The organism is Stenotrophomonas sp. P5_A8, assembly GCF_056400545.1.
On record NZ_JBFULB010000119.1, the window covers coordinates 1 to 11,361 of the forward strand.

Consider the following 11,361-nt stretch of genomic DNA (forward strand, 5'->3'; position numbering starts at 1 on the left):
GGGGCAGGCACGCGCACGGCTGCCGTTCGAGAGCGTGGCCGATCTCACCCAACGCGCGCGGCAGGACCGTCGCCACCAGGGCCTGCTTGCGGACGCCGGCGCATTGAAAGGCCTGAGCGGGCAGCGCCATCGCGCGCGCTGGGCAGTGTCCGGCGTGGAGAAACCGGTGCCGCGGTGCGACACCCCGCGCGCCACCGTCGAAGAAAGAGTGCCGTTGCCGCTGCCCAGCGCTTTGGAGGACATGCAGGCCGATTACAACAGCACCGGCACCACGCTCGGCCGGCACATGGTGTCCTTCATCCGCCCGCAACTGCGCCAGCGCCGCTGCCAGCGCTCGGACGAACTGGCCGCGTTGCCGCACGGGCGCAGCGTGCGTTTTGCCGGGCTGGTGCGCATGCGCCAGCGCCCGCAGACCGCCAGCGGGGTCACCTTCCTCACCCTGGAAGACGAATGCGGCATGGTCAATGCCGTGGTCTGGCGCAAGATCGCCGACCGCCAGCACCGCGTGCTGGTCGAAGCGCAGATGATGCAGATCGACGGCCGCCTCGAACGCGTGGACGGCGTGCAGCACCTGATCGTGCGGCAGATGTACAACATCGATGCCCTGATCGACGGCGTGCGTACACGCAGCCGCGACTTCCACTGAGTGCCCGCGCGCAGCGCGTGATCCACTTCACGATCACCGCAATTGCAGACTTTCCCGACTGGTGTCCCCATCGGCCCGTCCGGTATTGTCGCTGCCTTCCAAGGATCTGGAGCCGCCTTTGTCCCGCGCACTTACCGTCACCACACTGATCGTCTCCAGCCTTGCCCTGGTTGTTTCCGGCTGGACCGCTGTGCGCCTGCACCAGAGCCAGGCCGAGGACCGGGTGATCACCGCGCGCGGTCTGGTCATCCAGGACGGCAACGGCCAGGCCCGGCTGATCCTGGGGGCGCCGGTGCCCGATCCGCTGAGCAAGGGGGTGTCGCAGGGGCCGCGCGCCTCGCCGTTGTCCGGCATGATCCTGCTCGACGCCCATGGCTCCGAACGTGGCGGCTACGGCACCGCCGATGTCGGCGATGAAGCCATGCTCACCCTGGACGATGCCAGCGGCACCACCGAAGTCTTCAAGGTCACCGCCAACCCGGATCGGGGCGCCACCCTGGTGCTCAAACACCAGAACAGCACCGGCGCCATGCTCACCTCATGGCAGGGCAAGCCGGAGCTGATCTTCGTCGGCGACAACGGCCAATCGCACTACGTGCGCCCGAGCACGCCCAGCGCGCCCTGAGGTGCGCGTGCCATCCGGCCGCGCGGATATGCCACCATACCGGCCGAGCTTCCGGGAGTACGCGATGTCCAACCCACGCCCTGATTGGCCGCAGGCCACGACCGCCGCGGAGATCGCCGACAACCTCGCAGCCGTACATGCACGCATCGCCGACGCCTGCGCCCGCGCTGGCCGCGCGCCATCCAGCGTGCGCCTGCTGCCGGTAAGCAAGACCGTGGATGAAGCGCGGCTGCGGCTGGCCTGGGAGGCAGGCTGCCACGAACTGGGCGAGAACAAGGTGCAGGAGGCACAGGCCAAGGCCGAGGCCATGGCCGACCTGCCGATCCGCTGGTCGGTGATCGGCCACCTGCAGACCAACAAGGCGCGCGAGGTGGCGCGTTTCGCCAGCGAGTTCCAGGCGCTGGACAGCCTGCGCGTGGCCGAGGCCCTGGACCGACGGCTGGAAGTGGAGCAGCGCGACCTGGACGTGTTCGTGCAGGTCAACACCTCCAGTGAAGCCAGCAAGTACGGGCTGGACCCGATCGCGGTCGCCGACTTCCTGCAGCAGTTGCCGGCGTTCACCCGGCTGCGCGTGCGCGGGCTGATGACTCTGGCCCTGTTCTCGCCGGACCCGACCCTGGTCCGCCCCTGCTTCGCGCGTCTGCGCGACCTGCGCGACCGGTTGCGCCCGACCTTGCCTGAGGGGGTTACCTTGGACGAGTTGTCGATGGGCATGTCCGGCGATTTCGACCTGGCCATCGAAGAAGGGGCCACCGTGGTCCGTGTCGGCCAGGCCATCTTCGGCGCGCGCGCTACCTCGGACAGTTTCTACTGGCCTGCGCCAGCCCCGGAAGCGACGCCATGACCACACCAGCGCGCCACCACGCCGTGGCCATGCAGCAGGTCGCCTTCGAGGACATCTGCTCGGCCGCTTCGACAGCAACGGTCCGCAGGCCCGCCACCACCTGCATCCGCTCGACGGGCAACTAACCGCCGCGCAGGGATTGCAGTTGCAGTGACAGCCGGCCAATGCGCTACCGGGCGGGCGCCCACCCCACCATGCGCTCGGCCAGCGATGGGATGGCCATYGGCATCTTCACCCTGCGGCAATGCCTGACCCGGACACCGCGTCAGCCACGCATGGCGTGGCTCTACCCCCGTTGCTGCCGGGTTGCGATCCGTGACGCCACATCCCGGACCATGCCTAACACCGCATCGGACCCGGGTAGAGCCACGCCATGCGTGGCTGCCGAAGCCGCCAAACTACGGCGCCGACCCACTGGCCGGCAACAACCGCGGCTGCTGGTCATACCACTCGCGCGCGCCCGCCAGGTGCCACTTGCGCTGCTGGCCCTGCAGCTCGATCCCGGCACCCAGCACGCCCCAGCGCAGGTACAGATCCCCCCGCCGCTGCGCATGTGCAAGGTCGAGCCGGGCGCGCAACGACAGGCGTTCGTTCTCGGCCTGCAGATCCTCCACGCGCAGCTCGCCACTGCGCCAGCGCAGCTGACCGCTGGCCTGCACCTCGCCCGAATCCAGCAGGCCCAGCACCCAGCGTGGATAGGCGCTGCGCTCGGCGAACACGCCCAGCAACGGCCCGGCATCGCGCAGGCGCAGATCGGCTTGGGCATCCACCTGGAACGGCGCGGCCGCATCGATATGGCCCTTGCGCACCACCACCGTTCCCCACCAGTTCTCTTCACCGCCCGCATCGCCGACACGGATACTGCGCAGATCGATCGTGGTACCGCCCAGGTCGAATTGTTTGGCATCGAAATCGGCCCGCTGCACGCGCGCCTTCAGCCGTGCATCACCGCGCATGGCGATGCCAGCCACCTGCAACTGCGCACCGCGTCCCCGCAGGTCGGCCCGGCCGGTGCCAACACGACCGGAGGAATCCATTTCGACATCGCCGCTGAGCAGGCCGGTGCCCCCGAGCAGGCGCACGTTGTCGTTGCCCAGGTAGCGGTTGTAGGCGGTCAGGTCCGGCACCCGCGCATCTTTGAAGCGCAGGCGCGCGCGCATGCCGTCACGCAACTGCTGCAGGCGGGCGTCCCCGCGCAGGGTCAGGGCCATCGCGCGCCCATCGAACAACAACGCCTTGGGCGCGTTCGTCGGCGCGGCCAGGAACTGCGGAATCTTCACGTCCAGCTGCGCCTGGGCCGGCGCGCCCGCCACGATGCTGCCGTGTGCGTTGGCATCGCCGCGCAGACGTACACCGGCCACCTCGGCCACGGCCGCCACCTGCGGAATGTCCAGCGTGCTGCCCGGCGCAAGCTGGCCATCGGCGATCTTCAGGTCGCCCTCCAGCAGCCCGCCACCATCCAGGTGGAACCATGGCTTGCGCACGAACAGATCGGCGATCCAGTTCAACGACTCGAACTTCCACGCGCCCTGCACCTGCCCGGACAACCGGGGCAGCAGCTCGGCCGGCGCCCGGAACGGAATCTTCGTGCCGGTCACGCGCAGGTCGGCATGCAGTTCACTGCCGGTTTCCGGATCCCGCGGCAGCCGCGCCTGCACCCGCATGTCCTGCGCCACATCCAGCTGCAGGGACAGCAAACCCCGGTCATCGGCATCGATGCCGGCATGCACCGGCACCCGCCACACCACCCGGCTGCCGGCCTGCAACGCGCCCTGGTCCAGCACCACATCGGCATTGAGCCGCGCGTTCGATGGGGCGCTGCCCACCTTGACATGCGCGCCGCCGGTGTCGATTTCCAACGCCTGGCTGCGCGCATCGATCTGCAGCTGCGCCCAGGTGATCTCGAACTTGCGCAGCCCCGGCGCCTGGTCACGATAGTGACGCGGGAAGTGGAAGCGTGCGCCAAGATGCGCCTCGTCCAGCACCTTCACCCCGTCGAAACTGACTGTCGCCTGCTCGAAGCCGGCGGTGGAATCGAACAGTTCCGACGGCCCGCCCTTGAGCTGCTTGAGGAAGCCGACGTTGCCATGCCCTTGCCCCACGATCAGCAGCTTGCCGAACTGGCCGCTGCGGATGGAATCACTGTGGATCGCGTCGAAACGCAGCGTCCAGCCCCGATCGCTGCGCGGCGGTGGCGGAATCGCCTTGTCCACCCGCTGGATGTCCGCTTCCACGCCCGTGGCATCGATGCGCGGGATCCGTACCTCGCGGCGGAACAGCGCCACCAGATCGATCCAGGCGCTGGCCCGGTCGGCGCGGAAGATGTAGACCGTATGCCCGGCCTGCCCGCGCATGCGGATGTTCCACACGATGGCCTGGCCCGGCAGCACGGTGAGCGCCGGCCCGGTCTGCATGGTGAATTTTTCAGGCTTGCGGTTGGTGACCGCATCAAACAGCGGCGTATTGAGGAACACGTTACCGGCAATCAGATACAGCGCGTAGAGCGCCAGCAACGAGAACAACGCCAGGCGCCACGGCCGGGGCCAGCGCTGGACGCGCTCGGGAATCAGGGGCATGTAGGTAGGCGCGGGGCAGCAGAATGACCCGTGCACTATCGCCATCGGGCTGGCGCAGTCGCGTGAAGGCCTACTGCGTCGGTAGAGGCACGCCATGCGTGGCTGGCCTCCGTTGCCGCGTCATGAGCGCTGCCAACCACACATGGCGTGGCTCTACCACCGGGCACCGCCCCACGTTTCTGGCCGGCGCACGGCCCGGACGGCCCTCAGTCCGGCAGCTTTGCAATCACCTTGATCTCCACATCGAACCCATACAGCCACGTCACCCCGATCCCGGTCAGGGTCGGGTACGGCGCCTGGCCCCAGTACTCGGGCACGATCGCCCACACCCGCTCGAAGATCCGCTCCGGATCGACCAGGAACACGGTCACATCGACTACGTCCTCGAAGGTGCAGCCGGCAGCCCCCAGTACCGCGTTGAGGTTGTCGAACGCACGCCGCACCTGGTCCTCGAGCACCGGCTCGGGCGAGCCGTCCTCGCGGCTGCCGACCTGGCCGGAGACGAACAGGAAGCCATTGGCACGCACCGCCGGCGAATAGCGGTTGCGCTCGTACAGGGCCTGCCGGCCAGGCGGAAAGACCACGTCACGGGTTGCCATCGTTTTCTCCCGGGCCGGTGGCCCGTTGTTGTGATGCCACTACGGTAGAGGCCGCGCCGGCCTGGATAAACGCCCCAGACCGACCATCACTATTTGTAGAATCCAAACAATCCCACTCCGTAAGGCGCCCCATGGACCGCTTCGATGCAATGCAGGCCTTCGTGCGCGTGGTGGAAACCGGCAGCTTCACCAAGGCGGCCCAGACCCTGCAGCTGAGCCGCACCACCGTCACCCAACTGGTCCAGCAACTGGAGGCGCGGCTGCGGGTGCGCCTGCTCAACCGCACCACCCGCCAGGTCAACGTCACCGCTGACGGCGCGGCGTACTACGAACGGGTGGTGCGCCTGCTGGCCGACATCGACGATGCCGACACCAGCCTGTCCGGCGCCGCCGCCCTGCCACGCGGACGCCTGCGCATCGACGTGCCCGCGCCGCTCGCGCGCCTGGTGCTGGTCCCCGCCCTGCCCGACTTCCTGGCCCGCTACCCGGACATCCAGCTCGATCTGGGCGTGAGTGATCGCAACATCGACCTGATCGGTGAGAACGTGGACGCGGTGATCCGCGGCGGCCCGATCACCGATCAGTCGCTGGTCGCCCGCCGCATCGGCGACCTGCAGGCCGGCATCCACGCGGCACCGGCCTATCTGAACCAGGCGGGTATCCCCGACCACCCGCGCGCCCTGATCGACAGCCACCACCGCATCGTCGGCTACCTGCGCTCGCGCAACGGCAAGGTGCTTCCCTACACGATGCAGCGTGGCGAAGAACGCATCACCGTGCAGGGCCGCCACCGGCTGGCACTGGACGACGGCAACGCCTATCTCGCCGCCGGTGTGGCCGGGTTGGGCCTGCTATGGCTGCCTACCTACATGGCCGCCCCGCACGTGGCCAATGGCGAACTGGTGCGCGTGTTCGCGGACTGGCACCTCGAGCCGATGCCGCTGTATGTTGCGTTTCCGCCGAACCGGCATGTCAGCGTCAAACTGCGGGTGTTCATCGACTGGGTGGCCGGGTTGATGGCCACGCAGGCGCCGGTCGACACCCTGCCCCAGCGCTGAGCGCTTACGCCCGACAGCCCCACCAGGAAACCCCATGCACCACCGCTGCTGCATCGCACTGTTTGCCGGCCTCGTCCTGGGCAGCACGGCACTGGCCCAGACCCCGGAACCGAGCCGGGACCCGCTGCTGACCGCATTGCTCGACTGCCATTTCGCCTACGCCCAGCAGCATTACCGCAGCAGCGCCAGCGCCACCGAGATCGCCCTTGCCGCGGCATCGCACTGCGAACCGGCGCTGCAGGCGGCGGGGCTGGACACCTACCAGCGTGCGCTTGCTGCTGGCCTTCCCGCCGACAGCGCCGAGGCGTCGCGGTTGAAGATGCTGGATGAACTGCGCGCGATGCTGCCCGGCTTCACCGTGGACAAGGTCATCGGGTTCCGTTCCGCCGCCGCCGCCGACCAGTGAATCCACGCACGTGATGCACGCGTCGGTCAGCGCACCGCGTCCGCATCGACGACGGCCGCACGCGCCTTGACCCACAACCCGAACACCTGCATCACCTCCACCACCGGCTGCAACCGCCGCCCGTCCTCGGTCAGCGCGTACTCCACCTTGACCGGCACCGTCGGATACACGGTGCGGCTGACCAGCCCGGCCGCTTCAAGTGCACGCAGGTCCAGGGTCAGCATGCGCTGGGAAATGGCGGGAATGTCGCGGCGCAGATCGTTGAAGCGCTTCGGCCCATCGAGCAGGTAAGAGGCGATCAGCAGCCGCCAGCGCCCGCCGAGCAGGCGCATGGCTTCTTCCACCGAGCAGCCGGAGACGGTGTCTTTCATCGAAGGGTCCAGAAGGCGGGAGGTAACAATTATGTACCTACACCACAGGATAGTGCCTTCTTCCGTTTTTATACCGCGCTCCTAGAATGCGGCAGGACGCCTCACGCAGAGGCCCCCTCCCCGTCCTGGATACCTCAATGAAGCTCTATTACCTGCCCGCCGCCTGCTCGCTCGCCGCACACATCGTGCTCAACGAACTCGGCATCGCCGCCACGCTGGTCAAGGTCGATCACCGCACCCATCGCACCGCCGACGGCGATGACTACCTGCGGGTCAATCCACTTGGCTACGTGCCGGCGCTGGAACTGGACGACGGCAGCGTGCTGCGCGAAGGCGCGGCGATCCTGCAGTTCCTCGCCGACCAGCATCCGGCCAGCGCACTGGCACCAGCGAACGGCACGCTGGCGCGCTACCGCCTGCAGGAATGGCTGAGCTTCCTCGCCACCGAGATCCACAAGGGATTCATCCCCCTGCTGTACGCCACCGCCGCCGGCAAGTATGTGGACACCGCACGGCCGAAGCTCGCGCAACGTGTCGCCTGGATCGACGCGCAACTGGCCGAACGCGATTACCTCACCGGCGACACCTTCAGCGTCGCCGACGCCTACCTGTTCGCACTGGTTGGCTGGGGCCAGGCGGCGTGGCTGACTTCGTACTACAAGGCCGACATCCACTTCGATGCGCTGGCCAATCTGCAGCGCTGGTATCAGCGCGTGCAGGCCCGCCCCTCGGTGCGCACCGCGCTGGAACGCGAGGGCCTGGCCGCGCCCGTCGCGGCGTGATCCGCGCTCCCCCGGAACCACCGCCCCCCCTCTGATGCAATGCCCGGACGACCGGTGCGCTCAGCGCGACTGCACGGCCACGGCCACATCGTCGCGCCCACGCGGCAGCGGCGCGATCGCCAGCGTGTCGCCGGTGCACACATCCACCCCGTGATAGACCGCGCGCCGGCCATTGCGGAACTGCAGCCGTACATCGAACCGGCAGCCGGCCTCGCCCAGGCGCACGGTGGCGCTGCCGCCGCCCCCGTCGAGCCTGTCGATCGGTCGGGCGACGTATGCATCGCTGCCGGCCGGGGCCACCTCCAGCGCGACGACGCTGTCGTGGGCGCGGTTGAGCAGGCCGAGGTAACGTGCATCGCCGGCCTGCGCCGGGGCGGTCACCAACAGCGGGATCAAGCACAGCGAAGCGATCAGGACAGGGCGGATCAGGAACATGGCGGCATCTCCGTAGCGGTGAAGGACGTCCGTATCAGGCACCGGCCATCGCCCGCCGCCAATCGATCCGGGACCAATCGTCGCCACGCGCGGGCCAATCGTAATGGGCCGTCATGGCGCTTCCCGCCCCCTCCCCCCGCGCCTAAGATGCCCCTTGCCGCACACCCGCGGCGCAGGACCGACCATGCTCATCCGCCTTGGCAGCACCCAGATCCGCCTGTCCCGCTACATCGCCCTGTGGACGCTGGTGGCGCTGGTGTTCGCCATGCAGAACGCGATCAACGTCGGCCTGCCCCGCACCAACTGGCCGTTCTGGGATCTGGCCCGCTGGTCGCTGATCCAGTGGTATACCTGGGCCGCCCTGGCACCGACGGTGTTCCGCCTGGCCGAACGTTTCCCGGTGCGCGGCACGCTGCGCTTCCACGGTCTGGGCGCGCAGGTGCTGGCCAGCCTGTGCGTCACCTTCGCCGCGATGGTGCTGGGCGCGCTGGTCTCCACCCTGTTCGAACCCAGCGGGTTCGCCGAGCAGCTGGGGTATTTCCTGGAACAGCACTTCGCCATTGGCCTGCTGACCTACTGGACGCTGTTTGCGATCCAGCAGGCGCTGCATTTCCACGCCGAGAAGGCCCGGCGCGAACTGGAAGCCAGCCAGCTGGCCACCGAGCTGGCGCAGTCGCGTCTGCTCGCGTTGAAGTCGCAGCTGCAGCCGCATTTCCTGTTCAACACGCTGCACGCGATCATTACCCTGCTCGACGAGGACAAGCTGTCCGCCGAAGACATGCTGCTGCGCCTGAGTGAGCTGCTGCGTGCGTTCCTGGAGGACTACGACGGCCAGGAAATCAGCCTGCGCCAGGAGCTGGACCTGATCGAGCTGTACCTGGGCATCCAGCGTGTGCGCTTCAAGGACCGCCTCACCACCCGCACCTACATCGCCCCGGACACGCTGGAGTGCGCCGTCCCGAGCCTGATCCTGCAGCCGCTGGTGGAGAACGCCCTGCGCCATGGCATCGGCCAACGCGTGGGCAGCGACACCATCGAGATCGAGGCGCGGCGTGACGGCGACGCGCTGTGCATCGAAGTGCGCAACCGCAACAGCACCCTCTCCGCCGAGCCGACCGCCTCGGCCGGCCATGGCATCGGCATGTCCAACACGCGATTGCGCCTGCAGGAACTCTACGGCGATGCCGCCGAGGTGCGCCTGGACATGATGTGGCCCGAAGGCGTGGTGTGCCGCATCCGCGTGCCCTTCCGCGTGCTGGAGAGCGCCGAGGATGCACCCGAATTCAACCCCGGCCTGTCGCCGGCATGACCCTCACCGCGCTGGTGGTGGATGACGAGCCGATCGCGCGCCACGCGATCGTGCGCCTGCTGCGCGACGATACCGATATCGAGATCGTCGGCGAGTGCGGCGATGGGGTCTCGGCGGTGGCCGCGATCCGCAATCAATCCCCGGACCTGGTGTTCCTGGACATCCAGATGCCGGCCATCAACGGCATGGACGTGGTCGCCACCATCGGTGCCGAGCGCATGCCCGCCACCGTGTTCGTCACCGCGTACGAGCAGTACGCGGTCAAGGCCTTCGAGGCCAACGCCATCGATTACCTGGTCAAGCCGTTCAGCCGCGAGCGCTTCGCCGCCACCCTGCAGCGCGCAAAGCACCGGCTGTCGGCCGCCAGTGGCGTCGGCGCGCAGGCCTCGGTGCAGATCCTGCAGGCACTGGATGCGCTGCGCCAGCGCGAGGACTACCTGCAACGCATTCCGGTGCGGGTGGACGAGCACGTGGTGCTGATCGCGGTGGACGACATCGTCTGGATCAAGGCCGCGCGCAACATCGTGGAAATCCACCTGGTCGACCGCGTGCACGAGCTGCGCGAAACCATGGCGACGTTGGCCGCGCGGCTGGACCCGCGCCATTTCGCCCGGGTGCACCGCTCGGCGATCGTCAACGTGCGTCGGGTCAAGGCCATCCATCCCTGGTTCAACGGCCACCACGTGGTCACCATGGATACCGGCCAGCAGCTGCGCATGAGCCGCTACCAGAACGAGGCCTTCCTCAAGCTGGTGTCCACGCGCAGCGGCGACATCGGCTAGCGCCGGGTCGTGCCCGACCGGGTCGCCATCAGCGTCCCGTCTGCTCACCCGCACGCAGCGTCAACACCTCCACCCCATCGGCAGTGACCAGCACCGTATGCTCGGCCTGCGCGGAGAGCTTGCCGTCGCGCGTGGTCACCGTCCAGCCGTCCTCGCTCATGTCGATGGCCGCGCGGCCCTGGTTGATCATCGGCTCGATGGTGAAGGTCATGCCTTCCTCCAGTTCCAGCCCATCGCCGCGGCGACCGTAATGCAGCACCTGCGGCTCTTCGTGCATTTCCCGGCCGATGCCGTGCCCGCAGAACTCCTTGACCACGCTGTAGCCGTGCGCCTTGGCATGCTGCTGGATCRCAAAGCCGATATCGCCCAGCGTCGCGCCCGGACGCACCACGCCGATGCCTTTCCACATCGCCTCGCGGGTGACCCGCACCAGCCGCTTGGCCGCGTAGTCCACCTCGCCGATCAGGTAGGTCTTGCTGGCGTCGGCGATGTAGCCGTCCTTCTCCAGCGTGATGTCCAGGTTGACGATGCTGCCGCTGCGCAGGACGTCATCGGCCGACGGCACGCCGTGGCAGACCACCCGGTCGATGGAGCTGTTCAACACGTAGGCGAAACCATACTGGCCCTTGCTGGCCGGCCGCGCGTGCAGCTGATCGACGATGAAGCGTTCCACCCAGTCGTTGACCTGCAGCGTGCTCATGCCTTCCAGCGGCAGCGTATCCAACGCCTCGAACACCTGTGCCAGCAGACGCCCGGATGCGCGCATCAACGCCTGCTCTTCAGCGGTCTTGATCATGCTTCGGCCACCCGCAACGCACCCGGCTCGACCCCGGCCGCGCGCAGCTCGCGGCCGACGATCTCCTGGTAACTCATCCCGGGATTCATCTCGCACAGCATCCCGATCTTGATCCAGAAGCCGGCCTGGGCA

At 68.1% G+C, this 11,361-nt stretch carries 15 protein-coding genes; 9 read left to right on the forward strand and 6 right to left on the reverse strand.

Annotated elements, in window-relative coordinates:
* From AC1DQP_RS10290 to AC1DQP_RS10305, 4 genes are all read left to right on the forward strand, one after another.
* A partial coding sequence (locus tag AC1DQP_RS10290; protein WP_478051535.1) for an OB-fold nucleic acid binding domain-containing protein occupies positions 1-646 on the forward strand: 646 nt, incomplete at its 5' end.
* 118 nt (positions 647-764) lie between these two features.
* Entirely contained in the window at positions 765-1,271 is a 507-nt protein-coding gene (locus tag AC1DQP_RS10295; RefSeq protein ID WP_457317905.1) for a hypothetical protein, read from the forward strand.
* Between the two features lie 64 nt (positions 1,272-1,335).
* Positions 1,336-2,115, forward strand: coding sequence for a YggS family pyridoxal phosphate-dependent enzyme (locus AC1DQP_RS10300; protein WP_457317906.1), 780 nt, complete (start codon positions 1,336-1,338; stop codon positions 2,113-2,115).
* Positions 2,112-2,240, forward strand: a complete 129-nt coding sequence (locus tag AC1DQP_RS10305) for a hypothetical protein (RefSeq protein ID WP_256774174.1) — start codon at positions 2,112-2,114, stop codon at positions 2,238-2,240. Before AC1DQP_RS10300 ends, AC1DQP_RS10305 begins: the two co-directional genes overlap by 4 nt.
* Before the next feature lie 273 nt (positions 2,241-2,513).
* Here the strand turns inward: AC1DQP_RS10305 and AC1DQP_RS10310 are convergent, their stop codons facing one another.
* A complete protein-coding gene (locus AC1DQP_RS10310) occupies positions 2,514-4,691 on the reverse strand; it encodes a hypothetical protein (RefSeq protein WP_457317907.1) in 2,178 nt (725 codons plus the stop codon).
* Between the two features lie 206 nt (positions 4,692-4,897).
* Positions 4,898-5,290: a RidA family protein gene (locus AC1DQP_RS10315; protein WP_256774172.1), complete on the reverse strand. Its 393-nt coding sequence runs from the start codon at positions 5,288-5,290 to the stop codon at positions 4,898-4,900.
* 131 nt (positions 5,291-5,421) lie between these two features.
* On the opposite strand from AC1DQP_RS10315, the gene AC1DQP_RS10320 reads away from it, so the two are divergent.
* Together AC1DQP_RS10320 and AC1DQP_RS10325 are read left to right on the forward strand one after the other, a co-directional pair.
* Positions 5,422-6,348 (forward strand): LysR family transcriptional regulator, encoded by a 927-nt coding sequence (locus AC1DQP_RS10320; RefSeq protein WP_478051536.1) that lies wholly within the window; start codon positions 5,422-5,424, stop codon positions 6,346-6,348.
* A 34-nt stretch (positions 6,349-6,382) separates the two neighbouring features.
* On the forward strand, positions 6,383-6,754 hold the full coding sequence (locus tag AC1DQP_RS10325) for a hypothetical protein (RefSeq protein WP_457317910.1): 372 nt from the start codon (positions 6,383-6,385) through the stop codon (positions 6,752-6,754).
* A gap of 26 nt (positions 6,755-6,780) precedes the next feature.
* Here the strand turns inward: AC1DQP_RS10325 and AC1DQP_RS10330 are convergent, their stop codons facing one another.
* Positions 6,781-7,125: a winged helix-turn-helix transcriptional regulator gene (locus tag AC1DQP_RS10330; protein ID WP_256774169.1), complete on the reverse strand. Its 345-nt coding sequence runs from the start codon at positions 7,123-7,125 to the stop codon at positions 6,781-6,783.
* A gap of 137 nt (positions 7,126-7,262) precedes the next feature.
* On the opposite strand from AC1DQP_RS10330, the gene gstA reads away from it, so the two are divergent.
* Positions 7,263-7,907, forward strand: a complete 645-nt coding sequence (gene gstA, locus AC1DQP_RS10335) for a glutathione transferase GstA (protein ID WP_457317911.1) — start codon at positions 7,263-7,265, stop codon at positions 7,905-7,907.
* A gap of 60 nt (positions 7,908-7,967) precedes the next feature.
* Here the strand turns inward: gstA and AC1DQP_RS10340 are convergent, their stop codons facing one another.
* Entirely contained in the window at positions 7,968-8,342 is a 375-nt protein-coding gene (locus tag AC1DQP_RS10340) for a hypothetical protein (protein WP_478051537.1), read from the reverse strand.
* A 184-nt stretch (positions 8,343-8,526) separates the two neighbouring features.
* On the opposite strand from AC1DQP_RS10340, the gene AC1DQP_RS10345 reads away from it, so the two are divergent.
* Positions 8,527-9,651, forward strand: a complete 1,125-nt coding sequence (locus tag AC1DQP_RS10345; protein ID WP_457317913.1) for a sensor histidine kinase — start codon at positions 8,527-8,529, stop codon at positions 9,649-9,651.
* The gene (locus AC1DQP_RS10350; RefSeq protein WP_478051538.1) at positions 9,648-10,433 is read left to right on the forward strand and encodes a LytR/AlgR family response regulator transcription factor; all 786 of its coding nucleotides are present in this window, start codon (positions 9,648-9,650) and stop codon (positions 10,431-10,433) included. Before AC1DQP_RS10345 ends, AC1DQP_RS10350 begins: the two co-directional genes overlap by 4 nt.
* A gap of 28 nt (positions 10,434-10,461) precedes the next feature.
* Here the strand turns inward: AC1DQP_RS10350 and map are convergent, their stop codons facing one another.
* Positions 10,462-11,229, reverse strand: a complete 768-nt coding sequence (gene map, locus AC1DQP_RS10355; protein WP_478051539.1) for a type I methionyl aminopeptidase — start codon at positions 11,227-11,229, stop codon at positions 10,462-10,464.
* The coding region (locus AC1DQP_RS10360) for a TA system antitoxin ParD family protein (protein WP_478051540.1) at positions 11,226-11,361 on the reverse strand (136 nt) is incomplete at its 5' end. The genes AC1DQP_RS10360 and map, both read right to left, overlap by 4 nt.